Raw genomic sequence first — 26944 nt, 5'->3', positions numbered from 1 at the left:
TTTTCCAGAAAACCGGAAGCCTATACTGGTCGATCCCCGGTATATTTTCCACATGCCTTCTTGCCTGGCACGACCCACGCGGCCACCACCCCGTCGTGGGGAGCGCCGCCGCAGCCACGAGCCGCGGTGGTCCGTCAGAGCCGGTTTCCGTTGCACCCTGCGGCGGCTACCGGGCGTTGCGCGCGTTCAAGCACGCGCTCAGCAATGTCCGGTCAGGCAGATGGCATTCGAAGACCGCGCTTTCGCGCGGTTTTTTGTTGCCCGTTTTCGATCCCTTTCGCTACCCAGAGCGCCGTTCGTCACCACGCCTTTGCCAGCGCGCCCCGCAATGTCGATCCAGCTGTATCTCTCTTTTCTCGCCGCCGCGCTCGTCCTTGTCTACACGCCCGGTCCTGTCAACGTGCTCACCATGAGCCAGGCGCTCCACGCCGGCTGGCGCCAGGCCCTGCCCTGCGTCTGGGGCGGCACGCTCGCGGTGCTGCTTCAGCTCGCGCTGACGGCGCTGGGCCTCAATTCGCTGCTGCTCATTAGTGAGCATTCACTTACGGTGCTGCGCTGGCTGGGCGCGGCCTATCTTGTCTGGCTGGGCTGCAAGCAGTGGCGCAGCCGCGCTTTGACGGGCACGGACGCGCCTGCCGAAGCCGATGATGCGAGCCGTCGCGATTTGTTCTGGCGCGGATTCGCGACCTCCGGGCTCAATCCGAAGACCTTGCTGTTCTTCCCTTCGTTTTTCCCACAGTTCATGAGCGCCGATGCGCCCTGGGGCGCCGACCGTCAGTATTGGCTGCTGGCGGCGACGTTCGCGCTGCTGTTTGCGGGCGGCGTGGCTTCGATGGCGCTGTTCTCGCACCGGCTGCGCCACGTGCTGCAGCGGCCGAGCCGCATGCGGGCTGTGAATCGCCTGATGGGCAGCCTGCTCGTGGGCATGGGCGCGATGATGGCGGGCTTGCGCTGAGCGCGCAGGCGGCGCATGGCTCGCGCGGGCGTGCGTGAGCCGGCCGGCGTGACGCCCGGTTTGGCGCGCGGCGGCGCTTAAGGCGAGGGGGGCGATGCGGCCGGGGCTACAGCCGGCGTGGCCGCGGCGGCTGAAGGCATTGCCGTTGCGGCTGCCACGCTCTGGACGCCGGAGGTCGCCGAAGTCGACGCGAGCGTTTGCGCTGCCGCAGGTGTCGCCGCGTTGTGAGTGGTCACACTCGCTGCGAGGCCCACAGCCTGCGGGTTTGCCGGAGCCGGCACGCCCATGATCGCCGCCGCAGCGGCAGCACCGTGATCGACCGGTGCGGAAGCGCCGGGAGCAGAAGCGGCGGGCGCGGGCGCCGCAGTGGAAGGCGCAGACGCAGGCGCCGGCGCCGGCGCAGACGGTGGCGCTGTCACGACCGGCGCGGCGGGCAGCGTGGCGCCATGCAACACCGCCGCACCCGTCGCCGCAGCCGCTGCGGCGGCAGCCGGCGCGGCCGACCCCACTGTGGTCGCGGCGGGCGCGGCGCTTGCCGTGACCGGCTCGACAGGCGGCGGCAACGGCGTAATCTTGATCGCCCCGGCGCCCGGCACAGGCTCGCTGCGCGCCGATGCGGTCAAATACCGTCCCACCAGATCGAAGAAGCGCGAATAAAACGGGCCAGACTGGATCGTCTCGCTTGAAATCTTCACCATTTCGTCGCTGTTCGAGCGAATAGGAAGCGAAACCGACCCCAGAATCGAGAGCCCCACGCTCGCCGAGGTATCGCTTTTCTTGAGGGCGTAGCCGTTCTGCACGGCGTTCACGTACACCATGCTCGTATTGCTCGCGTCGCCCGGCGTGCAGACCACGTGCACCTCCACGACGATATGCTGGTCGAGCGTCGGCTGGAAGTTCTTCGTGGCGTCGACGCTGTCGTTGCGTGTCATCGTCGTCATATAGCCCTGGCTCAGCAATGCGCGGCGCGACGACTCGCAGGCGTCCGTGCTCGCGTAGTTGAAGCTGCGCGAGAACTGGCTGGGCGCCGTGCTCAGCAGCTGATCTTCCTGGAACTTGGGCTTGGGCGACGAGCACGCGCCGAGCGCAGCAGCCAGCGTCACCGTGACGACGGCGAGGGCGGCGCTGCGAAGCGGGACGGGCAAACGAGGGATGGCTTTCGAAAAACGGGACATGTTCGGGGCAAACAGGGCGGCAATGCGGCATTGCATCGGACGGCATGCATTGTAGTTCGGTTCCGCTGCGCACGACCGAACGCTCGTTTTTTCGAGGTATTTCGAAAGCCCGATGAAGGCGTCTCGAAGCTTGCATCCCACATGACGAAAAGACGGGCTTCCGCCCCGACGCGAAAGCCCGTGCCGTTTCATTCGAAGCAGGCAGCAGCGCTTCGCTTACACCGCCATTTCCGGCGGAGCTTGCCGGAAGCAGCGCGTGATCCAGCCGAGATACGCGACGCCGAGCACGAACCAGATGATGCCGAGCACGATCGCCGTCTTCTCGAGGCTGCACAGCAGCCAGATATCGGTCACGGCGCCGATCAGCGGGAACACCAGACCGCCGAGGAAACCAAAGCCACGCGTGCCTGCCGCGCCGCTGAAGTACTGGCGGATCACGCACAGGTTCACCGAAGTGAACGCGAGGAACGCGCCGAAGTTGATGAACGAGGTAGACGTGGCCACATCGAGCTTCAGCGCGATCAAGCCCACGATACCGGCAATCGCGATGTTGATCGCAGGCGTGCGAAAGCGCGGGTGGATGTAGCCGAAAACCGACCTGGGCAGCACTTCATCGCGGCCCATGGCATAGAGCAGACGCCCGACGCTCGCCTGTGCCGAGATGCCCGAGGCGAACTGCGCGAGAATCAGCCCCGCGAGGAAAATCGTCACGAAGATATCGCCGCCCACCTTGCGCGCGATTTCGAACGCGGCCGAATCGGGGTCCTTGAAGACGGCGCCCGGATGCGCGAGCTGCAGCGTGTACGCAGCGATCACGAAGATCGCGCCGCCCACCAGCGCGATCAGCACGATGGCGCGCGGAATGGTCTTTTCAGGCTCGATGGTTTCCTCGGTGAGCGTGGAAACGGCGTCGAAGCCGAGGTACGAATAGGCGGCGATCGCCGCGCCCGCCATGGTGGCCGAAAGCGGCACGTGCGGCTGGAAGAACGGCTGCGCTGCGATGAGCCCGCCCGGACCCGCGGCCGCGGCGGCATAGTGCAGACACAGGACTACGAACATTGCCGTAATGCCGAGCTGCACGATCATCAGCACGATGTTCAAACGCGCGGCGAGTTCGATGCCGACGATGTTCAGCGCGCTAGTGAACACGATGAACGCGACAATCCAGATCCACGTGGGCACGCTCGGGAACGCAGCGCCAAGATAGGCCGCGCCGATCAGCCAGATCACCATCGGCAGGAAGAAGTAGTCGAGCAGCGTGGCCCAGCCGATCATGAAGCCCAGGTGCGAATTGAAGCTCTTGCGCGTGTACGTGTAGGCCGAACCCGCCACCGGGAACAGGCGCGCGAGCTTGCCGTAGCTGAGCGCCGTGAACACGATTGCGACGAGCGCGATGAGATACGCGAGGGCGGCGGTGTCCTGGCTCGCGCCGGCGAGCACGCCATAGGTGCCGTAGACGATCAGCGGCGCCATGTAGGCGAGGCCGAACAGGAGCACGGACGGCAGGCCGAGCGTGCGCTTCAGGTGAGGTTCGTGTGTGCCGCGTTCATGCGACGGCGAGGCAGGCTTCATGATGCAGTTGTCTCCTGGGTACTGCGGTTCTGGCAGGCGTGGGCGAGCCTGGCGAGCCACGGGAAGCGGCTTGCCGGGCTTTGCTGCCTGGCGCGATTGAGGCTGTTGAGGCTTTAAAGCGTGCGAGGGCGGATATTGAGCGAGCGGCGTCCTTGCGCGTCGTTCTCGTCCGCAAGATCGAGCGCAATGCGTGCGTCGTGCAGATAGCTGTAGTGTTCGCGGCTTTGTGCGAGCAGCGCGCGGTCCACCTTCGCGTGCAGCACCGCGTCTTCGTTCTTCAACTCGCAGAGCACGTCGCCGAACGGGCTCACGAGCGCGGTTTCACCGGGGAACGTGAGGTTGTCGTCACCGTCGCCGATGCGGTTCACGAGCGCGGCGAACATCTGGTTTTCCATCGCGCGCGCAACGATCGCGCGGCGATGCACCGGGCCGAACGGATCCATGTTGCCGTTCGTGACGACGAGCATTTCCGCGCCGAGCGAGGCCACGGCGCGCGCCGTTTCGGGAAACTCGATGTCGTAGCAGATCAGCAGACCCACGGTTGTGCCCTTGAATTCGCACACTTCGAAGCGCTCGCCCGGCGTGAACACGCCCACGTCCGTGGCCCACAGATGCGTTTTGCGGTAACGCAGCGCGATGTCGCCGCGTTCGTCGATCAGCACGGTCGTGTTGTAGAAGCGGTCGCCTTCGCGCTCGGCGAGGCCCACGGCAACGCCGATATTGGCCGCGCGTGCCGCGTCGCGCACTTTGCTCAAAGACGGACCTTCGAGCGTTTCCGCCACGTCGCGCACGTTTTCGCGGGTGGGAAAGCCGGTGAGCGTGGCTTCGGGAAAAACGATGAGGTCGCTGCCTTCGCGGCGCCTGGTCGTGGCGTCGAGCACGCGGGCGAGGTTGGGAGCGACTGCGCCGTCCACGATCGGGATCTGCGCGAGTTCGAGTTGCATGCCTGTCTCCTTCCTTTATGTATTACGTAAAGCACCGCGTGGGCGTCAGGAGCGGCTATTATCTCCACGTTATTTTTGTCGAGGAATTACCCTGCAGGGGTACCCCTGATCGGAGAGGCCATGGAACTGGACTGGCAGGACCGCGCGTTCCATCACCATATCGCGACGCTGATCGACGCCCTCGACGGCCCCGACTTCTGGACGCGCATGACGCGCGTGATCGAGCGCTTCGTGGCGTTCGACAACTGGGTTGCGCTCGTCTTCCGGCGCGATCGCGCGCCGCTCGTGTGCGCCGAGTCGCCCATGCCCGACGGCACCGTGGATCTCTTGTTCCGCGCGTATCTGGAGGGGATGTACCTGCTCGATCCGTTCTATCTCAACGCAAGCGAAAAGCCGCGCGCGGGACTCGTCACGCTCGCCGAAGTCGCGCCCGATAACTTCCGCATGACGGACTACTACCAGCGCTACTTCAAGAGCAATATCATCGGCGACGAAGTGCAGTTCAACTTGCCTCTCGACGAAGCGCGCACGCTGATTTTCTCGCTGGGCGCAAAGCACCATTACACGGAGCGCGATATTGCGATGTTCGCGATGTTCGCGCCGTGGGTGGTCGCGCTCATGAAGCAGCGGCTTGCGTATGAGAGGTTTGCCGAGGGCGCTGCCGAGGCGGTCGCTGCGGATACGGTTGAAGCCGACAGCACGGCGCAGCAGGGGCGGTTGAGCGAGGCGGGCTTCGCGAGCCGCATCGAGGCGGTCACGCAGCAAAGCGGACGCGTGCCGCTCACCGCGCGCGAGATCGAGGTGGTGCGCTTGAGCCTGAGCGGCTTTTCCACGCGTGCGATTGCGGAGCGGCTCGAAATTTCGTTCGAGACCGTGCGTGCGCACAAGAAGCATATTTACGCGAAGCTCGGCGTGAGTTCGCAGTCGGAGTTGTTTGCGCTCTTCTACGAGTCGCCTGGACGCGCGGGCGTGTGAGCGCCGCGCGCCGTGAGCGTCGTGCCTTAGAACTCGACGAGCGCGAAGTCTTCCTTGCCCACGTCGCAGAGCGGGCAGCGCCAGTCGTCGGGTACGTCGGCCCAGCGGGTGCCGGGAGCGAGGCCGTCGTCGGGGGCGCCAGCGGCTTCGTCGTACACCCAGCCGCAGATCACGCAGACCCATTGCTTGGGGCCGTCGTCGGCGCCGGCAGCAGCCGTTGAGGCGCTTGCAGGTGCCTCGGGCGCGGCGCTTTCGGACGGAGTGTCGAGTGCGACGACAAGCGGCGCTGCGGTGCTCTCGCGCTCGGCGAGCCTGCTTTGCAGCGCGGCCAGCAGCGCGGCGGCTTCGTCGGCGGTGAGGTCGATCCAGTACGGGTCGCCTGCGCCGTCATTCAGGCGTTCGGGAGAGAACTGGATTTCGAGGGCGACGCCTTTCTTGTACATAAGCGAAAACGGTTGGCTTGATTTCCCGGACGCGCTTCGCTCACAGGAAGTAGCGGAACAGCAGCGATGCCGCGATGCCGCCGGCGCCGATCAGCGCGAGCATTTGCAGGAGCGTGATGGACTTGCGGGGCTTGGCGTTCGAAGCGGCGGGGCGGGTGGTGGTGTTCATAGGGTGAAATTGCGGCGGCGTGGGTTGCGTTCTCGATTGCGCCCCTTAATGTCGCCACGTTTTGCATGGCGTCGGCGGAGCGCGGCGGAGGAGTTTCGCACGATTTCCCATCGACGGGGGTATTTGCGCGGCGACTGCGCGCACGCGCCGCAGATCCCGCTCCCGGCAACCTGGCCGCACGGCGGTATGGATTATCGCCGGTAACGCGGGCCGGATTCCTGAGCGCATGGAGATGGATTATTTCGCGTGCGTTGAGAGACGGTGCTCACGCATGCAGCCAGCGCCGCTCGACATACGAAAACAGCCAGCTGACCGGCACCGCGCAGGCCATGCCGATGGCGACCTGCGCCACGCGAAAGAGCGCAACGTCCCACACCGGCCCGTTCAAGGGCACGAGAAGCACGATGGTGGTGGTGATCGCGCCCAGCCGTGCCGCGGTGCTCACGCTCAGGCACCAGCAGCCGATGATCACCACACTCACCGCTACGAGGTAGGCCGCGAGATTTTCCGGGCCGAACGCAGCCGTCGCGAGGCCCACCGCGCCGCCTGCAATCGCGCCGATGAACTGGTCGCGCGACTGCGCAAGCGTATCGGCGTAGTCGTGCTGGGTGACGGCAATCGCCGTGATCGCCGCCCAGAACGCCTGTTCGGTGTGAAGCGCGCGGCCGATGCTGTACGCAAGACCTGCCGCGCATACGGCGCGCAGCGCCATGAGCGTGCCTTGTGCGGCACGGCTCTTGAGCGGCAGGCGCTTGAGCGCGCTCAGCGCCGATTGCTGGAGCGAAGTGAGGTACGCGTAGAGGTTGTCTTGTGGATCGTGCATCGCGCGTAATGGGTCGTAAGGAGAACATGAGGGCAGGCAGGCGCGCTGCCAAGCATATCAAGCCGTGTCCGCCGTGTGCCCGTCGTCGGACAGGCAATGCATGCGCAACGGCTTCGCGGCGTGGCGCAGATCGCGCTCGACGGCGCGCCGCGCGCCTTGCGCGTCGCGGCGCTTTAGCCGCCGCATCAGGCCATCGTGTGCATCGTTGAGCGTGCGCGCAAAGCCGGGGTCGTCGAACAGCAGGTTCGAGATCGGCCCGACCTGGAGCCACACCGTTTCGATCAGATCCACGAGCAGCGGCGAGCCGCTCGCGCGATAGAGCGTAAGGTGGAAGTCTTCGTTGGCGTCGAGATAGCGCGCGCGCTTGTTCTGCTCCAGCGCTTCGGCCATCTGTGCGCATAGGGCGTCGAGCTGCGCGATGTCGCTGGCGGTCAGACGCGCGGCGGCGAGAAATGCCGCTTCGCCTTCGAGCATCACGCGTACGTTGAGCACGTCGTCGAACTGCGCGCGCGTGAGCTGCGGCACCACCACGCCGCGGTTGGGGAGGTTCACGAGTGCGGACTCGCCGGCGAGGCGCACGAGCGCCGCGCGCACCGGCATCTCGCCCACGCGCAATTGCTCAGCGAGCGCGTGAATGCGCAAACGCTCGCCGGGCAAGAAGCGCCCGAGACTCAGCCAGCGGCGCAGGGTGGCGTACGTCTCGTCCTGCAGCGATTGATGCGCGCGTGTTTTCATCGTGTGTTCGGGTCGTTCAATTCGCCCAGTTCGCCCAGTTCGCCCAGGCAGGTATCGAATGCGCCGAGCAGACGATCGACGTCGGCCTCGGTCGTGTCCGGGCACACGAGCATCATGTTGTGGAACGGCGTGATGAGCACGCCGCGATTGAGCAGATAGAGATGCAGCAGGTGTTCGAGTTCGTCATCCATGGCGGCGCGCGCCTCGCTGCCGTTGCGCGGCGGCGTGGCGCAGAACTGGAACTCGGTGCGTGCGCCTACGCGTGTCACGCACCACGGCAGCGCATGGCGCGCGATCGTTGCTGCGAGCCCGTTGGCGAGCCGTTCGGCCAACGCGAACATGTGCGTGTAGGCGGCTTCCGTCATGACTTCGCCAAGCGTCGCGCGCATTGCGCTCATCGAAAACGCATTCGCCGTAAGCGTCGTGCCGATGCCCGAATGGCCCGGCGGCGCGTCGAGCTTCGCCTGCTGCGCACGCGCGGCGAATTCGGCCGAGAAGCCGTAGACAGCGCACGGCACGCCGCCGCCCACCGGCTTGCCGAGCACGAAGAGGTCGGGCTCGATGCCATGCCCGCGCGCGTAGCCGCGCGGCCCGCTGCTGATCGTGTGCGTTTCGTCGATCAATAGCAGCGTGCCGTGCCGCTTCATGAGCGCCTGCGCCTCGCGCCAGAAGCCGGGTTCGGGCAGCACCATGCCCACGTTCGTCATGGCGGGCTCGGCGAGCACGCAGGCCACGTCGTTGTCGGCGAGTGCGCGCGCGAGCGCTTCGAGATCGTTGAACTCGACCACGCGCGTGGTCGGCAGCAGGTCGTGAACCTGGCCGAGCAGGCTCGCGCGTTGCGTGGGCTGGCCATCGACGAGATCGACGAAAACGTCATCGACGGTGCCGTGATAGCAGCCGTTGAACACGAGTATCGTGCGCCGGCCCGTGGCCGCGCGCGCCCAGCGTACGGCGAAGCGGTTGGCGTCGCTCGCGGTCATCGCGAACTGCCAGAAGGGCAGGCCGAAGCGCCCGGCAAGCGCTTCGCCCACGGCGACGGCGTCTTCGCCCGGCAGCATGGTCGTGAAGCCGCGTTGTGCCTGGGCCGCGAGCGCGCGTGCCACGGGCTGCGGCGCATGGCCGAACATCGCGCCCGTGTCGCCCAGGCAGAAGTCGGCGTAGCGGTGTCCGTCCACGTCGGTGAAGCCAGCGCCGCGCGCGGCATCGACATACAGCGAGAAGGGCGTGGACCAGTCGTTCATCCAATGCAGCGGCACGCCGAACAGCAGATGGCGGGCAGCCTGCGCGGACAAGGCCTGCGACTTCGGACGCGCGGCGATGAAGGCTTCGCGTTCACGGGTGAGGATGCGCTGCGCGCGCGCCCAGTTCACCCCTTGCCGGGTTTGCATTGTGTGTCTCCCTGGGATTTGATCAAATCTTCGCATGAGCGAATGGTGAAGTAAATTTGATCAAATACTCAGGGACACAAAAAAGGCGCGATGCCATCGCGCATCGCGCCTTTCTGCAGTCAAACCAAACCGTGCGTTACTTCCTGTCGATCGAGATCGCTCCCGGCCCCGTCACCGCGAGTGCGAGCAAGCCGCCCGCGATGCTGATGTTCTTGTAGAAGTTGATCATGTTCGCCATTTGATCGGCGCCCGTCATGGTCCAGAAGTGATGGCCGATGAACGCCGTCGCAACGGTGTAGATCGCGAGCAGCACGGCGAGCGGCCGCGTATAGAACCCCACGAGCAGCAGAATGCCTACCGCGAACTCCATGATTACGGCGATGACGGCCGACAGCATCGGCACGGGCGCGCCTACGTGCGCCATGTAGTCGACGGTGCCCGAAAAGCCCGTGATCTTCGACCAGCCGAACAGGATGAACAGGGAAGTCAGCAGGATGCGCGAGACCAGCAGCACGACGTCGTTGCCCGGCCCGAACAGGTTGTATCGCATGGTTCTCTCCGAAGAAGTATTAAGTGGTTCACTACGTATGCGCTCGCGCTTTGCCGGGCGGCGGCCCGCTCCCAGTGAGCGGACCGCCGCGCGCCGGCTGCGCCAGCATAACCTCAGGCGCAACGCCCGGGTTAAGACCAGAGCTCCGACACTTCAATATTACGCAGATCGAACACCAGGACCTCGGCACCGTGTCCGTCGCTGAAGCTCAGTTCGCGCTCGGAGCGGATGCGCGCGCCGTCGCCTTCGCCGAGTTCCACGCCGTTCAGGGCCACGCTGCCGCGCGCCACATGAACGTAGGCGTAGCGGTCGGCGCCCACTTCGACCTTCGCCGTTTCCGTGCCGTCGAGTCGTCCTGCATACACGCGTGCGTCCTGGCGCAGCAGCAGCGAGTCTTCGGCGCCGTCCGGCGAGAGGATCAGGCGGAACTTGCCGCGCTTTTCCTCATCGGCGATGTGCTTCTGCTGGTAGCGCGGCTGCGCGCCCTTCACGTTCGGTGCAATCCAGATCTGCAGGAAGTGCACTCCTTCGTCGGCCGAGTGGTTGAATTCGCTGTGCGCGACGCCGGTGCCGGCGCTCATCAGTTGTACGTCGCCGGGGACGATCACCGAGCCCGTGCCCATCGAGTCCTTGTGCTCGAGCGCGCCTTCCAGCACGTACGAGAAGATTTCCATGTCGCGGTGCGGATGCTTGCCGAAGCCGCGCGCCGGGGCCACGCGGTCGTCGTTGATCACGAGCAGGTCCGAAAAGCCCACTTGCTTCGGATCGTAGTAGTTGGCAAACGAAAACGTGTGACGCGAGCTGAGCCAGCCATGTTCAGCGCGGCCGCGTTGGTCTGCCTTGCGAAGTTCGATCATTTTCGTCTCTCCGTGTGAATCGTTTCGATTCGGTTGACTGGTTGCGATGGAAGAATTTTAGGTCAATCAAATCGAATAAAATCGTCGTAAAATACGACTAACTGTCACATTGAAGTGGACAATCGGAATGCAACTCGACGACATGCGGATCTTCGTGAATACCGTGGATGCGGGCAATTTCACGGCGGCGGCCCATCGGCTGCGGCTTTCCAAGCAGTTCGTGAGCCGGCGCGTGGCGGCGCTGGAGGCCGATCTGGGCGTCCGCCTGCTCGTGCGCAACACGCGCAAGCTGGCGGTCACGGACCTCGGGCAGGACTTCTACGAGCGCGCGAAACGCATTCTTGCGGACGTGGCCGAAGCCGGGCAGGCCATGTCGGACCGGCGCAGCGAGCCGCGCGGCCTCCTGAAAGTGAGCGCGCCGATGTCGTTCGGCATGGCGCACCTTTCGCCGCTCGTCGCCGAATTTCTGCGCGAGCATCCGGACGTGCGCTTCGACATGGACCTGAGCGACCGCACCGTGGACGTGATCGGCGAGGGTTTCGACATGGCGTTGCGCATTGGCCGGCTGGCCGATTCCACGCTGGTCGCGCAAAAGCTGGTCGACGTGCGCATGATCGCCTGCTGCAGCCCCGGCTACCGGCGCCGCCGCCGCGCGCCGCAAACGCCCGCCGATCTCGCGCAGCACGCCTGCCTGCCGTACGGGCAGCAGGGCCGCGCGCCGTGGGAATTCATCGTCGACGGCGTGCGTACGCCTTTCGACGTGCACGGGCCGCTACGCGCGAACAACGGCGAAGTGATCCGCGACGCGGCCATTGCCGGGCTCGGCATCTGCTATCTGCCGGACTTCATCGTGGCGGGATCGGTTGATGCGGGACTGCTGGTCGAGGTGCTCGAGCCGTTCATGCCGCCGCCCAACGCGCTGCATGCGCTGTACCCGCAGCATCGTGAAGCTTCCGTGACGATCCGCGCGTTCACGCAGTACCTGCGCGAGCGGCTTGCGGCGCGTGCGGCAACCGCGCGTGGCGGCGCGCTTTGACGCGGTAAGTCTGCGTCCCTTGCAGAACGGCCGTTGCGCCTGCATCTAAAAGGCAAAGCCTCGCGGACGCACCACGAAAGGGCGGGCATATGAGGCGCATTGTCGCAGTTTCGTTGTATGCTCACCGCCCCGGGGGTTGCTCGGGCCGCGTGACGCGGGCGCCGATCCCTTGACTGGCGGGCTTCGAGGAATGCTATGGGGCCCGATAGGCAAGGTTAATACCAGCGATCAAAGCAACCAATTTTTCAAACGGACGCGGTTCCCGTAACCTTCGTCCATACCTTTTCCCAACCCAGAGCGAGGAAACAACGCATGTCTCTCATCAACACGCAAGTCAAGCCGTTCAAGGCAACCGCATACCACAACGGTAAGTTCGTTCCGGTCTCTGAAGAAAACCTCAAGGGCAAGTGGTCGGTTGTCGTGTTCTACCCGGCCGACTTCACTTTCGTGTGCCCGACGGAACTCGGCGACCTGGCCGACCATTACGCAGAATTCCAGAAGCTGGGCGTCGAAATCTACGGTGTGTCGACCGACACGCACTTCACGCACAAGGCATGGCACGACACGTCGGACACGATCGCCAAGATCCAGTACCCGCTGGTCGGCGACCCGACGGGCGCAATCACGCGCAACTTCGACGTGATGATCGAAGAAGAAGGCCTGGCACTGCGCGGCACGTTCGTGATCAACCCGGAAGGCGAGATCAAGCTGTGCGAAATCCACGACAACGGTATCGGCCGTGACGCCAAGGAACTGCTGCGCAAGGTGCAAGCGGCTCAGTACGTCGCCGCTCACCCGGGTGAAGTCTGCCCCGCCAAGTGGACGCCGGGCGCTGAAACGCTCAAGCCGTCGCTCGACCTCGTCGGCAAGATCTAAGCGTCGCTGTATCCATGCGATCGCCGCGATCGCATGGCGCCCAGGTCTCATCCGCAGTATCCCCGGGCCGTGCCCACGCGGCCGCGGCCCGGGAACCCTGTTCGCCTCGTTACGCCATAAGCGGAGCGGCGAAATTGCCAGGCAATACTTAGCATTCCCCCGCTTCTTCTCTAGCCGGAAAAAAAGCCATGCTCGACGCCAACCTCAAAGATCAACTCAAAAGCTACCTCGAAAAAGTCACGCAGTCGATCGAGATCGTTGCGTACCTGGACGAAAGCGAGAAGTCGCAAGAACTGCAGCAACTGCTGCAGGACATCGCCTCGCTCTCGGATCGCATCACCTACGAAGAACGCCGTGGCGCCGCAGCCGGCGACGCGCGTACCCCTTCGTTCGACATCAAGCGCGCGAACTCCGACGTGAAGGTCACGTTCGCGGGTATTCCGATGGGCCACGAATTCACGTCGCTCGTGCTGGCGCTGCTCCAGGTGGGCGGCCATCCGGTCAAGCTCGAGAACGAGACGATCGAGCAGGTGAAGGCGCTCGACGGCGCGTTCTCGTTCGAAGTCTATATGTCGCTGTCGTGCCAGAACTGCCCGGAAGTCGTGCAGTCGATCAACGCGATGGCTACGCTCAACCCGAACGTGCAGATCGTCACCATCGACGGCGCGCTCTATCAGGACGAAGTCGAGAAGCGCCAGATCATGGCCGTGCCGACCATCTACCTGAACGGCGAAGTGTTCGGCCAGGGCCGCATGGGCGTAGAAGAGATTCTCGCGAAGCTCGATACCGGCGCATCGTCGCGTGCCGCCGAGAAGCTGAACCAGAAGGATGTGTTCGACATGCTCATCGTCGGCGGCGGCCCCGCAGGCGCTGCGGCTGCGATTTACGCGGCGCGCAAGGGCATTCGCACCGGCGTGCTCGCCGAGCGCTTCGGCGGCCAGGTGCTCGACACGATGTCGATCGAGAATTTCGTCTCGGTCACCGAAACGGAAGGGCCGAAGTTCGCCGCGGCGCTGGAGCAGCATGTGCGTGCCTATGACGTCGACATCATGAATCTGCAGCGCGCCGAAGCGCTCGTGCCCACGGGCAACGGCTTCGAAGTGCGCACGCAAAGCGGCGCGACGCTGCGCGCGAAGAGTGTCGTGCTCGCAACGGGTGCGCGCTGGCGTAACGTCGATGTCCCGGGTGAGCAGCAATACAAGAACAAGGGCGTGGCCTACTGCCCGCACTGCGACGGCCCGCTCTTCAAGGGCAAGCGCGTGGCGGTGATCGGCGGCGGCAACTCGGGCGTGGAAGCGGCGATCGACCTGGCCGGTATCGTGAGCCATGTCACGCTGCTCGAATTCGGCGCGCAACTGCGTGCGGACGAAGTGCTGCAACGCAAGCTGCGCAGCCTGCCGAACGTCACGGTGCACGTGAACGCGCAAACCACGGATATCTCCGGCGACGGCCAGAAGGTCACCGGTCTCGCCTGGCTCGAACGTACGTCGGGCGAGAAGCATCATCTCGAACTCGAAGGCGTGTTCGTGCAGATCGGCCTCGTGCCGAACAGCGAGTTCCTCAAGGGCACGGTGGCGCTGTCGAAGCACGGCGAGATCGAAGTGGACGCGAAGGGCCAGACGTCGGTGCCGGGCGTGTTCGCCGCGGGCGACGTGACGACCGTGCCGTTCAAGCAGATCGTGATCGCCGTGGGCGAAGGTGCGAAGGCATCGCTCGGCGCATTCGATTACCTGATCCGCTCCTCGGTGGAGCAGGAAGAGGACGCGAAGGCGGCGGCGCCTGTGGTCGCCTGAGCAAGGGTTTAGAGCAGTCTCTCTTTGCGCCGGCTTACGCCGGCGCTTTTTTATGGGTGCGCAAGATGAGACGGTTCAGTCCTGGACGAGCGGGCTGCCATACGACTCGCGCGCTCACCCCCGCGCCGCGATCTCCTTCTTCCACCCTGCAATGATCTTGCCTGCGAGCGCGTTGTAGTCGCCGTCGAAGTGGTGATCGCCGCCCGTCTTGACGACGTCCACGCCCGTATTCACGAGCGCCGGGCACAAGGTGTCTTTCTCGCCCGCGCCGTATACGCACTGCACGATCGAAGGCGGCACCTTCGCGAGTTCCGGGCGCACCTGCAGTGCCTTGTCGCTGGCGGGCATGCCGAGCCAGCCCGTCACGCGGATCTGGAAGTCGGCGTCCGGCGCGAAGCCGAGCAGCGACATGTACGACACCTTCGCGCGCAATGCGTCGGGCAGACGGTTGTAGGCGAACGGCATCACGTCCGCGCCGAACGAGTAGCCCACGAGCGCGATGTGCTGCGCATGCCAGCGCGAGCCGTAGGTCTTCAGCACGCGGGCGAGATCGTGGCTCGTTTGCCCGGGTGTCTTTTCGCTCCAGAAGTAGCGCAGCGCGTCCCAGCCGATCACCGAAACGCCCTGCTTTTGCAGCGCTTCTGCAATCGTCTTGTCGAGATCGCGCCAGCCGCCGTCGCCCGAGATCACCACCGCGAGCATGTCGGTGGGATGTGCCGCGGGCAGTTCGACGAGCGGCAGGTCCGACACGTCCTCTTCGCTTTCCGTCACGACGCGCAGGTGATTCGATGTGAGCGCAACGATCTTGTCGGCGTCGGCAACGCCGGGGGCGAAGGCGCGCGGTGTGCCTGAAAGGGTTGCGCGTGCTTCTTTTGTCGTCACGCCCTGCTCGAAGAAACCGGGCAAGCCATTGCCGCGCGAGAGCGTGGGGTCGGCCGGGCAGGGTTCGAAGCGCGCGTCGAGTTCCGCGGCGGGATCGAGCGACACGGCGCCCGCCATCGTGTTCGCGGGCGCCTGCGAGAGCATGCGCTGTGCGATGAGCGCACCTTCGCCGCTGCCGATGGCGATCGGCGCGTAGTACTCGCTCGCGCCCTGCTGGCGTTCGAGCTGGTGGCTTAGCGCTTCGGCGTCGCTGTAGAGCTTGTGGCAGGTCTCGTTCTTCACGGCGGCGAGGTTCTGCGCATAGCGCTCCGTGTCGACACCCACGACGAGCGCGCCATGCTGCGCGAGCGCATCGGCGCGTGCCTGGTCGGCGGCGCTCCAGTGCGCGGCCGCCGAGAACAGCACGGTGAAGCCGCGCATCGCGCCGCCCGGTTTCGTCACCGCAACTTCGCCGTAACGGCCGCCGGAAATGTGCATCGTCGCGGCGGAAGCGGGCGTAGAGGCGGGCGTTGAAGCCGCGTTGGCGTGAGCCGTGACAATCACGAGCACAGCAGCGCCCGCTGCCGTGCCTGCAATGCGCGGCAGCCTGGGAATACGGAATGTCATGAGCGCCAGCCTCCTGCCAGCAGCGATAGATCGGCGAGGGTGATGAACACGCTGATCGAGCCTGAGGCGGCCAGATAGCGTGGTTCCCAACGCGGCGCGAACTTGTTCTTGAAGCCGCGCAGCCCGCGGAAGTTATAGAAACGGCCGCCGAAGCGCCAGATGAAGCCCGCGAGCCGGTGCCACGGCGAAGCGAGCGGCGAGGGACCCATACCCGAGAGCGGCGCCATGCCGAGCGAGAGCGACTGGTAGCCGGCGGCCTTCAGATGCAGTGCGAGCTGCGTGAACAGGTATTCCATCGCGTACGGCGAGGCGCCCGGCAAATGGCGCATGACGCCCACCGTTGCGTCGGTGTTCAGATCGGTGGTCATGAAGGTGACGAAGGCGAGCGGCTCGCCGTTCTGGCGGATCAGCAACACGGACTGCGCGGCGAGATAGTCGTCGTCGAACGCGGCCACAGAGAAGCTCTTTTCGCGCGCTTCGCGGTCCTGCAGCCAGGCGTCGGAGATCGCGCGCAGCACCGGCAGGCTCGCGCCCATCTGCGTGGGCTCGATATGCTCGATCGAAAAGCCGTCGCGTTCGCCGCGCTTGAGCGCATAGCGCAGATGCGCGCGCTGCGGACCTTTGAGGTCGAATTCCTGCAGCATCACGCGCGCCTCCTCGCCGAGCTTCATCAACGTGAGGCCGGCATCGAGATAGAGCGGCAGCGCGTCGGCGCGTACCTGGTAGAACGCCGCGCGGCCATTGTGCGCGTGCGCGAGCGTAACGAATTCGCGGATCAGCGCGGGCCATTCTTCGCGCGGGCCGACTGGATCGTGCAGCGCCGCCCACGTGCGGCCGCGCTTCGCGTACATGAGGAAAGCCTGGCGCGAGGCGGAGAAGAGGAAGCTCTTGTCACCCATCAGCGCGAGGCCCGCGTCGCTGCGCTCCTGGGCGCGCACGATACGCGCGGCCTCTTCGAGGTCTTCGCTCGGGGGCATCACGAAGCGGCCTGCGGCGGGGCGCAGCAATTGCCACAGCGCGAGCGCAGCGGCGAACACGCCGGCGCCGAGCGTGGCGCGCAGTGCGCGCGGGGCGCGGCTGTGGAAGGCGAATTGCCACCAGAGGCTTTGCGAGTACTGCACGTCGCGGAACGCGAACAGCAGCACCCAAACGGCGAGCGCGATCACGCAGCCGACCGAGGCGAGCCAGGCCGGCGTGAAGCGCTCGCTGAACATCGACGAGTGACGATTGAAGCGCTTGCGCGTGCCGAGCAGCAGCACGATCAGCACGCACAGGACGCCCGCTTCGACGAAGGCGAGGCCCTTGGCGAGCGAGAGCGCGAGGTTGGCCACGGCGATCACGAGCGCGAGCCACCAGGCGGCGTCCAGGCGCCGCAGCAGACCGCGCGCGACGAAGAGCAGCAACACGCCGAAGAGGCTGCCCATCAGCTGCGAGCTTTCGAGCACCCAGAGCGGCACGACGGTTTGCAGCAGCGCGATGCGCTTGGAGAACGCGGGCGTGGCCCCTGAGATCACGAGCATGCTGCCGGTCACGAACGTCACGATGGCGAGGAAGAGCGGCGCGAGCTGCGAGACGCCGTCGGCGCCGCGCCTGGCGAAGCGCGCGCTGAGCGGTGTCTTGAGCGCGCGGCCCTCGAACACGGTGAGCACAGCCGCGGCGAGCGCGAGCGGCGCGCCGAAGTAGATCGCGCGATAGGCGAGCAGCGCGGCGAGCACCTTGGAGGTGGGCACGCTCGGGCCGAGCGCGTACACCATCGCGGCTTCGAACACGCCAATGCCGCCGGGCGTGTGGCCGATCAGGCCGAGCAGCATGGCGGCGCAATAGACGGTGAGGAAGTCGGTGAAGCCGAGGAGCGCGTGCGGCATGACCGACCAGAGCGCGAGCCCGGCGCCGACCACGTCGAGCGCGGCCAGCAGCAACTGTGCGACGAGGTCGCGCCGCGCCGGCACCGAAAAGCGCAGCCACGCGCGGCCGAACGGCTCGATTTCGCGCGCGCTTGCGGGACAAAGGATGACCATCACCGCGCCGCAGCCCAGCACCGTGCCCCCGATCAGGCGCAGTTCATCGGGCGCGAGAGGCAGCAGACCGGAGAGCGTGCCGGCGGCGCCCACCATGCCGAGCGCGGTCATGAGCACGAGCGCGAGGGCGAGTGTGACGCTCGTGAACACCGTCATGCGGCCGATCTGCGCGGCGGTGACGCCTGCGCTGCCATACACGCGGCAGCGCACGGCGCCGCCCGTGAGCGCGCCGAAGCCGGTGACGTTGCCGAGCGCCGAGCCGGCGATCGCGCCGGCCCACAGCGCGCCGCGCGAGACGCGCGCGCCCAGGTAGCGCAGGCCCACCGCGTCGCGTCCGACCAGCGCGACGAAGCTCACGGCCGTGGCGGCGAGCGCGCCGACCCATTGCGCGGGTGTGAGCGTCCAGAGCTGGCGGATCACCGAGTGGTAGTCGACCGTGCGCGAGAGGTGCTGGAACACGACCAGCAGCAGCGCGCAGATGCCGAGCGCGAACACCGGCGCGATAAAGCGCTGCAGGTGCAGGGCATCGGCACGGCGGCGCAGCGCCCCGAGGGCGCGCGCCCTGCGCGAAGAATGCGATTGGGACATGGATCGGTCTGGTGGCTCTCTGCGATGTCGCCGTATCGACTGTTACAGCTTCCCCGGTGGGGACATCGCGTTTATTCGCGTTTTGGGCTTACGTTCTTTCGAGGCCGGTTCTCGCGCACCTTGCGCGCGAACCGGAAATTCGCACCGAATCGTAATCGTTCGGAAAGGACTAGTTAAGCTCAGCAAACGCATGGGACTCCCCGCCGGTTGACGCTCCCGTGCAAGAAACCGCTATTGGGTGCGGATCAATTCGGCGCGATGGCGCATCGTAACTGGCGGATTCAATTGGCGAATGGCTGTTTGGGAGTCCATGTTTGCCAAGCCTGATTAACTGGAGAATGGGAACGGCAAGGTAATCGTCAAGTGATGACCAATGGGCGGACGCGTATCGCATACTGAAACGCGCGCCGACCCGAGGGTCCGCCGCAAGCCTTGCGTGACGGGCGTCGCAGGCAGTTGTCCTGCGCATTGTTGCGCCGCCGGAGATAATGTTTCGGCAGTTAGCGGGGCGCTTCCTGAAATCGCTGTCACTAATTCGAGACAGCCTGTTTAATCCTTTTACAATGCTCGACGGGCGAGTTAGTCTGCTTTGGTCAAGAGTTGTTTTACTGCGCCGGGAGAATGACGTGAAAAGACTAGCCTTGACTTCCCTTTCGCTTGCCGCGCTCGGGGTGGCTGGCACGGCAGACGCACAGACCAGCGTGACGCTGTACGGCACGATCGACACCTCGATCACCTACGTCAACCACGCCGACGGCAGCAAGAACCTCTGGACGCTCGGCAACAGCAGCTTCGGCAATCTTTCCGGCTCGCGATGGGGTTTGAAGGGCGCCGAAGATCTCGGCGGCGGCCTCAAGGCGATCTTCCAGCTCGAAAACGGCTTCAACCCGTCCACGGGCGCGCTCGCGCAGGGCGGCAGGCTGTTCGGCCGACAGGCATACGTGGGCCTGACGGCCGACCAGTACGGGTCGCTCACGCTCGGGCGGCAGTATGACCCGCTCATCGACCTCGTGCAGGGCATCACGGCGGACAACTATTTCGGTTCCGTGTTCGCAACGCCGGGCGACGTCGATAACTACGACAACAGCTTCCGCGTGAACAACGCCGTCAAGTACACCACGCCGGTGTGGAGCGGCCTGCAGGTCGCGGCGATGTATTCGTTTGGCGGCATTGCGGGCTCGACTGGCGCCGAACAGTCGTACTCGGCGGCGGTCAACTACACCAACGGTCCGCTCGCGCTGGCTGGCGGCTACTTCTACGCGGCCAACAGCCAGGCCGTGAACGGCATTCGCACCGGCGGCTGGACGAGCACCTCGGACGGCACCTTCGACGGCCCGATCAACGCCGGCTATGCCACGGCACACTCGCTCACCATCGCGCGCGCGGCGGCGCAGTATCAACTCGGCCAGTTCACCTTCGGCCTCGGCTACAGCAATGCGCGCTACTCGCCGGACGCGAGCTCGGTGTTCCGCGAAACGCAAAAGTACAACACCGGCCAGGGCTTCATGAACTATCAGCTGAGCCCCGCGCTGCTGCTCGGCATTGGCTACAGCTACACGCACGCCAATGGCGATACGTCGGCGAATTACAACCAGGTGTCGCTCGGCGCGGATTACAGCCTCTCGAAGCGCACGGACCTTTACATGACGGCGGCCTGGCAGCATGCGAGCGGCGATACCGGCAACGGCACAGGCGGCTCGATGCCGGCCGAGGCTTCGATCGGCTCGTATGGTTACGCGGGCACGTCGAACCAGACCATCGTAAACCTCGGGCTGCGGCACAAGTTCTGAATTCGCGTGCCGATGCGCGCCTCGATTTACGACGCCGGATGCGCCAGTTGGGCGGCGCATCCGGCGTCCTGGCGTTTGCGGCTCGGGCTTCGGCTCGAAGCGCGTCCAGGCGCCAGGGTGTCGCGCCTCACGCCTCGCGCGAACGCCCGAGCGTGAGCAGTGCGAGCCAGGCGGCGAGGCGCTCCATGCCGCGCCGTACGCCCGCAAACGGTGGCTGCCATGCGCTCGTGATGCTCACGCGTGCCGGCAAGGCGGTCTCGGTGCTGAGCCAGATGCGCTCGCCTCGCCCGAGCCGAAGCGTCTCGCCCGGTTGCAGCCAGTGGTCGTACGGCGAGCGGGCACGCGTGACCCACACCTGGGCCACCTGAACCCGCAGCGTGGCCGGCGCATTCACGCGCCAGGTGAGCGTGCGCATGGGCGGCACGGCGAAGTGGATCGATTGTGCGGGCAGCGGATCGTCGAAGCACACGGTTGCGTCCGCAACGGTGTGCGCAGCGGGCCGTGAGGCGGATTGTGAAGCGCGTTGTGAAGCGGTCAGCGAGGTTGCCTGAAAAGCGTCATCCATCGTTTTCTCCAGTTTTTGGAGCCGACGAACGGAGCGCTGCCACCCAGAAAAAAGAAAGCCCCGTCGATGCCGGCGGGGCTTGTGATTTGCGTGACGACAGACTGCTAGTACGCACACCATCCCCGTGGGCTGCCCGTATGGGTTTTCCACGGATGATTCATCGTGTTTGCGATGACGAGGTGGGTGGCGAAAGTGTGCATGCGTCGAGTGTGCGGGGGGCCTTGCAGCCCTGTCAACCTGAAATGCTTAAATGGCATTGGCAGCCACGGTTTGTGTTGCGTGCCAGTCTCGTTTGCACCTTTTGTATGACGCGATCATGCCCTCAATGGCATAAGCCCTTGCGGGCAGCACCGGTTTCTCACTAGGATTGGTTGTTTTTCATGGGTATCCGGTCGGTCGTGCCCACAATGTGGGAGTGCTCCCCAATAAGCCCCGCAGTATCGAGGTGCTGTTGTGCGGAAACGACTGTATCTGATATATCACATACAGAATATTGATTTTTGTCGCGACGCAGCATATGATTGAGTTATTCAATTACTCAATCATGCGGAGCTTCAAATGGATTTCGTTTCTCTCGCACTGTTTGGTGCAGCGGTTGTGGGTCTGGGTGCCGCTGCTACGGTCATGATCGCCAGGTGGCTGCCGCAGTCTGCCATTGAGCAGGCCGCGCAGCATGGCCGGTACGTTGGTTTGGGTGAAGCGCCGCGCGCCAGGGCCGTTCGTCGTGCACAATTCGGTCCGCGAATCCGTCCGCAGGTCGGAAAAGAGGTAATCAATGTCGTCAGAACAAACTGAAGTTGTAGCAAGCCGGGAAGCGGCGCCGCTCAAGCTGGCGCTGCAGCCCATCAACGCCACGCTGAGCCTGCGCGATCAGGCTTACGCCATGCTCCGCCAGGCCATTGCCGACGCCGACATCTACCAATCGCGCGAGGAAATCCGGCTCGACGAGCGCGTGCTGAGCGAATCGCTCGGGGTGAGCCGCACGCCGGTGCGCGAGGCCATGACGCTGCTCGAGCAGGAAGGCTTCCTGCGCATGGTGCCGCGTCGCGGCATCTATATCGTGCGCAAGAGCAAGCGCGAGATTGTGGAGATGATCCAGATGTGGGCGGCGCTCGAAAGCATGGCCGCGCGCCTCGCTACCATCCACGCCACCGACGCGGAAATCGCGCGTCTGCGCCATATGTTCGACGACTTCCGCGACAGCACGCCCGCCGAACACATCGCCGAGTACTCGGACGCCAACATCGCGTTCCACCAGGCGATCGTCGAGCTTTCCCGCTCGCAGATCATCCTCGACACCATAAAAAACATCTTCGTGCACGTGCGCGCCATTCGCCGCATGACGATTTCGCAGAGCGACCGGGCTTCGCGCTCGATCGTCGACCATCTGCGCATTATCGAGGCGCTGGAGAAGCGCGATACCGAACTGGCGGAAAAGCTCGTGCGCCAGCATTCGCTCGATCTCGCGGCCTATGTCGAGAAGAACTGCGATTTTCTGGATTGACGCAGACGCGGCGGCAGGTGCCGCGCATTCAACGTAAAACGGGAGACCAAAGGTCTCCCGTTTTACGTTGACGGCCCTTGGCGCCCGTCTACGACGCATCCGCTGACCGGCGTGCGTCAGCCGACTTTATGCGCATCAACCCCTGGCACCCCTGATCAAATCGCGCACTTGCAACCATCCTTCACACGGAATCTGGCATATCAGACGTGCTCCATGCTCGGGGTTTTCCCTTGTGTGCGGTGCGTCAATACTGTCGAACTTGCGTGAAGACCATGCTGGATAAGGCTTCGACGCGATTCTAATGGCATTCCCGATAGGCAATTTCCCTCTTGCCTCGTTCTGATATATCACATACCGTATTGTTCAAGGACGCAGATGACGCGCCACCGCGCGAAACGCCTCTGCCCACGCAACCCCACCGATTTTCGAAAACTCGCCCGGCCACGATTAGATAAGGAGACATGACATGGGCAAGGCATTGAACGGCGTGCGCATCCTCGATTTCACGCACGTGCAGTCGGGACCCACCTGCACGCAACTGCTCGCCTGGTTCGGCGCGGACGTGATCAAGGTAGAGCGCACAGGCGCCGGTGACATCACGCGGGAGCAGCTGCGCGACCTGCCGGATGCGGACAGCCTCTACTTCACGATGCTCAACGGCAACAAGCGTTCGCTCACGCTAGACACGAAAAACCCGCAAGGCAAGCGCGTGCTGGAGCGGCTCATTCGCGACTGCGACGTGCTGGTCGAAAACTTCGCGCCGGGCGCGCTCGAGCGCATGGGTTTCAGCTGGGAACGTATCCAGACGCTGAACCCGCGCATGATCGTCGCCTCGGTGAAGGGCTTCGGCCCCGGTCCGTATGAAGACTGCAAGGTCTACGAGAACGTCGCGCAGTGCGTGGGCGGCGCAGCGTCGACGACGGGCTTCGACGACGGCCCGCCGGTCGTCTCCGGCGCGCAGATCGGTGACAGTGGCACGGGCCTGCATCTCGCGCTCGGCATTGTCACGGCGCTCTATCAGCGCACGCATACGGGGCGCGGCCAGAAGGTGCTCGCGGCCATGCAGGACGGCGTACTCAACCTGTGCCGCGTGAAGTTGCGCGACCAGCAGCGGCTCGAGCGCACCGGCGTCATGAAGGAGTACCCGCAGTATCCCAACGAAGGCTTCGGCGAGGCCGTGCCGCGCGCCGGCAATGCGTCCGGCGGCGGCCAGCCGGGCTGGATTCTCAAGTGCAAGGGTTGGGAGACCGATCCGAACGCCTATATCTACTTCATCGCGCAGGCGCCCGTCTGGGACCGCATCTGCAAGCTGATCGGGCGGGAGGAGTGGATCGACGACCCGGACTACGCCACGCCGAATGCGCGCCTGCCGCGCCTGAAGGCGATCTTCGACGAGATCGAGCACTGGACCATGCATCGCACGAAGTTCGACGCGATGGCCGTGCTCAACCGTTACGACATTCCGTGCGGCCCGATTCTCTCGATGAAGGAGATCGCCAGCGACGAATCGCTGCGCGCGAGCGGCACGATCGTCGAGGTGGATCACCCGGTGCGGGGCAAGTACCTCACGGTGGGCAATCCGATCAAGCTCTCGGACAGCCCGACCGAAGTCACGCGTTCGCCGATGTTGGGCGAACACACCGACGAAGTGCTCGCCGAATTCGGCTACACGAAGGACGAGATCCACTCGCTGCGCGCTTCTGGCGCCGTCTGAAACCAGGGAGGAAACATGGAAACGTGGATGCGTTTGATGGCGAGCGACGGCAGCATCGTGTTCGGCCGCGTCGAGAACGGTTACCTGCACGAATACGAAGGGCTCGATCAGCCGGTGCCCACCGGCGCGGTGCTGTCGCTGCGCGCGCTCACGCCGCTTGCGCCCTGTGCGCCCGGCAAGGTGGTTGCGCTCTGGAACAATTTTCACGCGCTCGCCGCGAAACTCGAAAAACCGGTGCCGTCGCACCCGCTTTTTCTGATCAAGCCGGCGGCTTCGGTGATCGGGTCTTCGGAATTGATTCGGCGTCCTGCTCACTATGCGGGAAAAATCGTCTTCGAAGGCGAACTCGGCATCGTGATCGGCAAGCGCTGCCGCGATGCGGGCGTCGAGGAAGCCGAGTCGGCGATCTTCGGCTACACGATCGTCAATGACGTCACGGCCGCGGGCCTCATCGCCGAGAATCCGCACTTTCCGCAATGGTGCCGCGCCAAAGGTTTCGATACGTTCTGTTGTCTCGGCCCGGCTATCGTTTCCGGGTTCGACTGGCGGCGTGCACGCGTCGTCACGAAACTCGATGGCGTGGAGCGGCAGAATTATCCGCTCGACGACATGGTGTTTTCGCCGGCACAGCAGGTGAGCCTCATTTCGCAGGACCTGACGCTCGAACCGGGCGACGTGATCGCGTGCGGCACCTCGCTCGGCGTAGGCTCGATCGTTGATGGCGCAACGGTCGAGGTCACCATCGATGGGATCGGTACCTTGAGCAATGCGCTGGGCGACGCTTCGGTGCAGATCGAGTCGCTCGCTGCCGTAGAAGGCTCGGCGTGACGGCCTGAAACTAAAGACGCGCGCGGCAGCGATGCCGCGCGAGGAGGAGAGATGCCGGAGCAACTGGCTGGCGAACTGGCGTGGTTGGCCGCCGGCGCGCTGTTCGCATGGCTCGGTTGTGCATTTGCACAATTGGCGGCGCTCGCGCCGGTGCGTGCCTGGCGTTTGTCGCGTTCTCGTGCCGCGACGCGCTGCGCGAGGCGTGCTGGTGCGTCGCACAAGCGTCGGCTCGCCTTTGCCATTTCGTTCGCATTGCTACTGACCGTGCCGCCCGGCGTAATCGCTGCGGGCTGGATGCACGCGCCCGACGCGACGGTCGCGGTGGAAGTCGGCGTGCTGGGCGGTTTGTGCCTTGCGGGCCGACGCGACCTCACGCTAAGCGCGCGGACGGCGGCGCTGCTGGGTGGTGTATCGGGCGCGTGTGTCCTGATCGGCGAGTTCGTTGGCTACGTATTGCAGCCCGAGCGCAGTGCTGGCGAACGTGTGGCGCTGTTCGTCGCGGCGGCGACCGGCGCCATGCTGACGGGCGGCGCGCTGAGCCTGTTCAGCCGCGGCGCGCAAGCGAGCCGCGCGGTGCGCAGGCGCGTGCCGTTCGGCCGCGGCGACCGCATCATGCATGTGATGGCGCTGCTGCTAGGCGCGGCGCTCGGCTATGGATTCCTGAGCGCCCGTGCTTCGTCCGATTTCGAAATCTCCGTGCTGGTCGCGGCGAGCGTGCTGTGCGCGGCGCTGGGCGCGCGGCTCATGAGCGGCGCCCGGCGACCGCGGCTCGCACGCGCCGGCGCCGTCGAAGCGTCACCGCCACGCGAGCCCTTCAGCACGACATTCAATGCAAGTTTTGCGGGTGTGCCGGATGAAATGCTGGTCGCGGCCTGCGGCAGCGGCGCGTTCGCCCCGCCCTGGCTGGCCGTTGGCGACACGCCTCATGGCGGCGGCGGGCGCGCGGGTCATCACGCGTCGCAGGACTTGCCACGGCGGCGGCGCAGCCGGGGCGGCGCGCTGCGTCAGCGGCAGGGGCCGCACTGACGTCGTCCCGAATTATCGTGCGCGCTGCCACCGACGAAGGTGGCAACGCCAGAGACCATTTACGGACCCAGGGGACAACGACAGAACGCGCAATACGACGCGAATGATTAGTCACGCCTGATGATTTGTGGTGCAGCCATCAAACCTTACTTATGCAAGCTCGCTTCTGACACTTTCGTAATGTTCTCGATGAGCGCTGCGCCTTCCTCCATGAGGAAGCGCTTGAACGCGAGCGCGACGGGCGGCAGGCGCTTGTTTTTCCGGTGCACGACGTACCAGTTGAGCATCACCGGGAAGCCTTCGACGTCGAGCACGGTGAGGTGACCGACCTGCAGTTCGAGGCTGATGGTGTGCGCCGAAAGAAAGGCGATGCCCATGCCCGCGATGACGGCCTGCTTGATCGTCTCGGTGCTCTGGATCTCCATGGCGATCTTCAGGTTCGTGATCTTGCCGGCGAAGCCTTCTTCCATCGAGTTCCACGTGTCCGAGCCGCGCTCGCGCACGATGAACGCCTCGTTGGCGAGCGTGCTGAGCTTGATCGCGCGCTTGCTGGCGAGTGGATGCGTGGGCGCCGCAACGATCACGTACGGGTGCGGCGCAAACGGCTCGTTGATGGCGTCGGTTGCGTGCGGGGGACGAACCATCACGGCGAGATCGGTCTGGTTGGTGGCGAGCTGCTGAAGCAGCTGCTCACGGTTGTGCACGGAGAGATTGAGTGCGACGCCCTTGTAGCGGCGCGTGAACTCGGCCAGCAGACGCGGGAAGAAGTAATCGCCGGCGCTAATGACGGCGACGTTGAGCTTGCCGCCCGAGACGCCTTTTAGCTGGCTCATCGCCTCGTCCACTTCGTGGAACTGCTGCATGATCGCGCGGCTGTAGTGCAGCATCTCCGTGCCCGCGGGCGTGAGATAGATCTTCTTGCCGAGCTGCTCGAAGAGCGGCAGGCCTGCGTGATCTTCGAGCTGCCGAACCTGCGTGGAAACGGCCGGCTGGGTGAGATGCAGCTCCTCCGCGGCACGCGAGAAACTGAGGTGGCGCGCCACGGTCTCGAAGACCTTGAGCTGGCGCAGCGTGGCGTTTCGCATCGTCATGGCCGAACCATAAAGGATACTGAATCCACATAATAACAAAC

General features: G+C 65.0%; 25 protein-coding genes. 11 read left to right on the top strand and 14 right to left on the bottom strand.

Annotated features, from left to right (window positions below; genetic code table 11):
* Window positions 1–328: 328 nt before the first annotated feature.
* On the top strand, window positions 329–955 hold the full coding sequence (locus BHE01S_RS23925; RefSeq protein WP_042268464.1) for a LysE family translocator: 627 nt from the start codon (window positions 329–331) through the stop codon (window positions 953–955).
* A gap of 77 nt (window positions 956–1032) precedes the next feature.
* Here BHE01S_RS23925 and BHE01S_RS23920 read toward each other — a convergent pair whose 3' ends face one another.
* The 3 genes from BHE01S_RS23920 to BHE01S_RS23910 all read right to left on the bottom strand — a co-directional run bounded on the left by BHE01S_RS23920 (window position 1033) and on the right by BHE01S_RS23910 (window position 4646).
* A complete protein-coding gene (locus tag BHE01S_RS23920; RefSeq protein WP_042268462.1) occupies window positions 1033–2100 on the bottom strand; it encodes a DUF2242 domain-containing protein in 1068 nt (355 codons plus the stop codon).
* Window positions 2101–2346: 246 nt separating this feature from the next.
* Window positions 2347–3702, bottom strand: a complete 1356-nt coding sequence (locus BHE01S_RS23915) for an APC family permease (RefSeq protein ID WP_042268459.1) — start codon at window positions 3700–3702, stop codon at window positions 2347–2349.
* 113 nt (window positions 3703–3815) lie between these two features.
* Complete coding sequence (locus BHE01S_RS23910; RefSeq protein WP_042268455.1) at window positions 3816–4646, bottom strand: carbon-nitrogen hydrolase family protein; 831 nt, start codon at window positions 4644–4646, stop codon at window positions 3816–3818.
* 120 nt (window positions 4647–4766) lie between these two features.
* Between BHE01S_RS23910 and BHE01S_RS23905 the strand changes: the two genes are divergently transcribed.
* Window positions 4767–5621 carry a helix-turn-helix transcriptional regulator gene (locus BHE01S_RS23905; RefSeq protein WP_042268452.1) on the top strand — a complete coding sequence of 285 codons (855 nt, stop codon included), beginning with the start codon at window positions 4767–4769 and terminating at the stop codon, window positions 5619–5621.
* Between the two features lie 26 nt (window positions 5622–5647).
* Here BHE01S_RS23905 and BHE01S_RS37080 read toward each other — a convergent pair whose 3' ends face one another.
* The 7 genes from BHE01S_RS37080 to BHE01S_RS23875 form a co-directional block, all read right to left on the bottom strand.
* Entirely contained in the window at window positions 5648–6064 is a 417-nt protein-coding gene (locus BHE01S_RS37080; RefSeq protein WP_084069152.1) for a rubredoxin, read from the bottom strand.
* A gap of 40 nt (window positions 6065–6104) precedes the next feature.
* A complete protein-coding gene (locus BHE01S_RS39580) occupies window positions 6105–6233 on the bottom strand; it encodes a hypothetical protein (RefSeq protein WP_281177770.1) in 129 nt (42 codons plus the stop codon).
* A gap of 265 nt (window positions 6234–6498) precedes the next feature.
* Entirely contained in the window at window positions 6499–7056 is a 558-nt protein-coding gene (locus BHE01S_RS23895) for an FUSC family protein (protein WP_052406071.1), read from the bottom strand.
* Window positions 7057–7113: 57 nt separating this feature from the next.
* Complete coding sequence (locus BHE01S_RS23890; protein ID WP_042268450.1) at window positions 7114–7791, bottom strand: GntR family transcriptional regulator; 678 nt, start codon at window positions 7789–7791, stop codon at window positions 7114–7116.
* Complete coding sequence (locus BHE01S_RS23885) at window positions 7788–9179, bottom strand: aspartate aminotransferase family protein (protein WP_042268449.1); 1392 nt, start codon at window positions 9177–9179, stop codon at window positions 7788–7790. Before BHE01S_RS23885 ends, BHE01S_RS23890 begins: the two co-directional genes overlap by 4 nt.
* Before the next feature lie 136 nt (window positions 9180–9315).
* Window positions 9316–9729, bottom strand: coding sequence for a DoxX family protein (locus BHE01S_RS23880; protein ID WP_042268447.1), 414 nt, complete (start codon window positions 9727–9729; stop codon window positions 9316–9318).
* Between the two features lie 131 nt (window positions 9730–9860).
* Complete coding sequence (locus BHE01S_RS23875) at window positions 9861–10586, bottom strand: pirin family protein (protein ID WP_042268444.1); 726 nt, start codon at window positions 10584–10586, stop codon at window positions 9861–9863.
* A gap of 127 nt (window positions 10587–10713) precedes the next feature.
* On the opposite strand from BHE01S_RS23875, the gene BHE01S_RS23870 reads away from it, so the two are divergent.
* The 3 genes from BHE01S_RS23870 to ahpF all read left to right on the top strand — a co-directional run bounded on the left by BHE01S_RS23870 (window position 10714) and on the right by ahpF (window position 14291).
* Window positions 10714–11622, top strand: a complete 909-nt coding sequence (locus BHE01S_RS23870) for a LysR family transcriptional regulator (RefSeq protein WP_042268443.1) — start codon at window positions 10714–10716, stop codon at window positions 11620–11622.
* Between the two features lie 312 nt (window positions 11623–11934).
* Window positions 11935–12498 (top strand): alkyl hydroperoxide reductase subunit C, encoded by a 564-nt coding sequence (gene ahpC / locus BHE01S_RS23865; RefSeq protein WP_042268440.1) that lies wholly within the window; start codon window positions 11935–11937, stop codon window positions 12496–12498.
* Window positions 12499–12686: 188 nt separating this feature from the next.
* Window positions 12687–14291, top strand: a complete 1605-nt coding sequence (ahpF, locus tag BHE01S_RS23860; protein ID WP_042268437.1) for an alkyl hydroperoxide reductase subunit F — start codon at window positions 12687–12689, stop codon at window positions 14289–14291.
* 114 nt (window positions 14292–14405) lie between these two features.
* Here the strand turns inward: ahpF and BHE01S_RS23855 are convergent, their stop codons facing one another.
* Both BHE01S_RS23855 and mprF read right to left on the bottom strand, forming a co-directional pair.
* Window positions 14406–15779, bottom strand: coding sequence for a virulence factor family protein (locus tag BHE01S_RS23855; RefSeq protein WP_052406069.1), 1374 nt, complete (start codon window positions 15777–15779; stop codon window positions 14406–14408).
* Window positions 15776–18385 (bottom strand): bifunctional lysylphosphatidylglycerol flippase/synthetase MprF, encoded by a 2610-nt coding sequence (gene mprF, locus BHE01S_RS23850; RefSeq protein ID WP_042268434.1) that lies wholly within the window; start codon window positions 18383–18385, stop codon window positions 15776–15778. Before mprF ends, BHE01S_RS23855 begins: the two co-directional genes overlap by 4 nt.
* 626 nt (window positions 18386–19011) lie before the next feature.
* Between mprF and BHE01S_RS23845 the strand changes: the two genes are divergently transcribed.
* Window positions 19012–20175, top strand: coding sequence for a porin (locus BHE01S_RS23845; RefSeq protein ID WP_042268432.1), 1164 nt, complete (start codon window positions 19012–19014; stop codon window positions 20173–20175).
* Between the two features lie 127 nt (window positions 20176–20302).
* Here the strand turns inward: BHE01S_RS23845 and BHE01S_RS23840 are convergent, their stop codons facing one another.
* Complete coding sequence (locus BHE01S_RS23840; protein ID WP_084069150.1) at window positions 20303–20740, bottom strand: DUF2917 domain-containing protein; 438 nt, start codon at window positions 20738–20740, stop codon at window positions 20303–20305.
* Between the two features lie 558 nt (window positions 20741–21298).
* Between BHE01S_RS23840 and BHE01S_RS37075 the strand changes: the two genes are divergently transcribed.
* The 5 genes from BHE01S_RS37075 to BHE01S_RS23820 all read left to right on the top strand — a co-directional run bounded on the left by BHE01S_RS37075 (window position 21299) and on the right by BHE01S_RS23820 (window position 25812).
* A complete protein-coding gene (locus tag BHE01S_RS37075; protein ID WP_084069148.1) occupies window positions 21299–21535 on the top strand; it encodes a hypothetical protein in 237 nt (78 codons plus the stop codon).
* A complete protein-coding gene (locus BHE01S_RS23835; protein ID WP_042268430.1) occupies window positions 21516–22244 on the top strand; it encodes a GntR family transcriptional regulator in 729 nt (242 codons plus the stop codon). Before BHE01S_RS37075 ends, BHE01S_RS23835 begins: the two co-directional genes overlap by 20 nt.
* Window positions 22245–22710: 466 nt before the next feature.
* Window positions 22711–23958 carry a formyl-CoA transferase gene (gene frc / locus BHE01S_RS23830; RefSeq protein ID WP_042268428.1) on the top strand — a complete coding sequence of 416 codons (1248 nt, stop codon included), beginning with the start codon at window positions 22711–22713 and terminating at the stop codon, window positions 23956–23958.
* 15 nt (window positions 23959–23973) lie between these two features.
* Window positions 23974–24786 carry a fumarylacetoacetate hydrolase family protein gene (locus BHE01S_RS23825; protein WP_042268426.1) on the top strand — a complete coding sequence of 271 codons (813 nt, stop codon included), beginning with the start codon at window positions 23974–23976 and terminating at the stop codon, window positions 24784–24786.
* A gap of 51 nt (window positions 24787–24837) precedes the next feature.
* On the top strand, window positions 24838–25812 hold the full coding sequence (locus BHE01S_RS23820) for a hypothetical protein (RefSeq protein WP_042268423.1): 975 nt from the start codon (window positions 24838–24840) through the stop codon (window positions 25810–25812).
* A 146-nt stretch (window positions 25813–25958) separates the two neighbouring features.
* On the opposite strand, the gene BHE01S_RS23815 is transcribed toward BHE01S_RS23820, so the two are convergent.
* Window positions 25959–26903: a LysR family transcriptional regulator gene (locus BHE01S_RS23815; protein WP_042268421.1), complete on the bottom strand. Its 945-nt coding sequence runs from the start codon at window positions 26901–26903 to the stop codon at window positions 25959–25961.
* Between the last annotated feature and the right edge of the window lie 41 nt (window positions 26904–26944).

The sequence above is a fragment of the Paraburkholderia heleia NBRC 101817 genome, from assembly GCF_000739775.1.
GTDB lineage: Bacteria > Pseudomonadota > Gammaproteobacteria > Burkholderiales > Burkholderiaceae > Paraburkholderia > Paraburkholderia heleia.
The sequence above is the reverse complement of the archived record's forward strand: the minus strand, read 5'-3'. Positions and strand labels throughout refer to the sequence as shown.

Coding starts and splice junctions, on each gene's coding strand:
- BHE01S_RS23885 (WP_042268449.1), bottom strand. CDS start 9,179: ATGCAAACCCGGCAAGGGGTGAACTGGGCGCGCGCGCAGCGCATCCTC.
- BHE01S_RS23835 (WP_042268430.1), top strand. CDS start 21,516: ATGTCGTCAGAACAAACTGAAGTTGTAGCAAGCCGGGAAGCGGCGCCG.
- BHE01S_RS39580 (WP_281177770.1), bottom strand. CDS start 6,233: ATGAACACCACCACCCGCCCCGCCGCTTCGAACGCCAAGCCCCGCAAG.
- BHE01S_RS23825 (WP_042268426.1), top strand. CDS start 23,974: ATGGAAACGTGGATGCGTTTGATGGCGAGCGACGGCAGCATCGTGTTC.
- frc (WP_042268428.1), top strand. CDS start 22,711: ATGGGCAAGGCATTGAACGGCGTGCGCATCCTCGATTTCACGCACGTG.
- BHE01S_RS23855 (WP_052406069.1), bottom strand. CDS start 15,779: ATGACATTCCGTATTCCCAGGCTGCCGCGCATTGCAGGCACGGCAGCG.
- ahpC (WP_042268440.1), top strand. CDS start 11,935: ATGTCTCTCATCAACACGCAAGTCAAGCCGTTCAAGGCAACCGCATAC.
- BHE01S_RS23910 (WP_042268455.1), bottom strand. CDS start 4,646: ATGCAACTCGAACTCGCGCAGATCCCGATCGTGGACGGCGCAGTCGCT.
- BHE01S_RS23840 (WP_084069150.1), bottom strand. CDS start 20,740: ATGGATGACGCTTTTCAGGCAACCTCGCTGACCGCTTCACAACGCGCT.
- BHE01S_RS23880 (WP_042268447.1), bottom strand. CDS start 9,729: ATGCGATACAACCTGTTCGGGCCGGGCAACGACGTCGTGCTGCTGGTC.
- ahpF (WP_042268437.1), top strand. CDS start 12,687: ATGCTCGACGCCAACCTCAAAGATCAACTCAAAAGCTACCTCGAAAAA.
- BHE01S_RS23820 (WP_042268423.1), top strand. CDS start 24,838: ATGCCGGAGCAACTGGCTGGCGAACTGGCGTGGTTGGCCGCCGGCGCG.
- BHE01S_RS23815 (WP_042268421.1), bottom strand. CDS start 26,903: ATGACGATGCGAAACGCCACGCTGCGCCAGCTCAAGGTCTTCGAGACC.
- BHE01S_RS23915 (WP_042268459.1), bottom strand. CDS start 3,702: ATGAAGCCTGCCTCGCCGTCGCATGAACGCGGCACACACGAACCTCAC.
- BHE01S_RS23890 (WP_042268450.1), bottom strand. CDS start 7,791: ATGAAAACACGCGCGCATCAATCGCTGCAGGACGAGACGTACGCCACC.
- BHE01S_RS37075 (WP_084069148.1), top strand. CDS start 21,299: ATGGATTTCGTTTCTCTCGCACTGTTTGGTGCAGCGGTTGTGGGTCTG.
- BHE01S_RS23925 (WP_042268464.1), top strand. CDS start 329: ATGTCGATCCAGCTGTATCTCTCTTTTCTCGCCGCCGCGCTCGTCCTT.
- BHE01S_RS23870 (WP_042268443.1), top strand. CDS start 10,714: ATGCAACTCGACGACATGCGGATCTTCGTGAATACCGTGGATGCGGGC.
- mprF (WP_042268434.1), bottom strand. CDS start 18,385: ATGTCCCAATCGCATTCTTCGCGCAGGGCGCGCGCCCTCGGGGCGCTG.
- BHE01S_RS37080 (WP_084069152.1), bottom strand. CDS start 6,064: ATGTACAAGAAAGGCGTCGCCCTCGAAATCCAGTTCTCTCCCGAACGC.
- BHE01S_RS23875 (WP_042268444.1), bottom strand. CDS start 10,586: ATGATCGAACTTCGCAAGGCAGACCAACGCGGCCGCGCTGAACATGGC.
- BHE01S_RS23895 (WP_052406071.1), bottom strand. CDS start 7,056: ATGCACGATCCACAAGACAACCTCTACGCGTACCTCACTTCGCTCCAG.
- BHE01S_RS23905 (WP_042268452.1), top strand. CDS start 4,767: ATGGAACTGGACTGGCAGGACCGCGCGTTCCATCACCATATCGCGACG.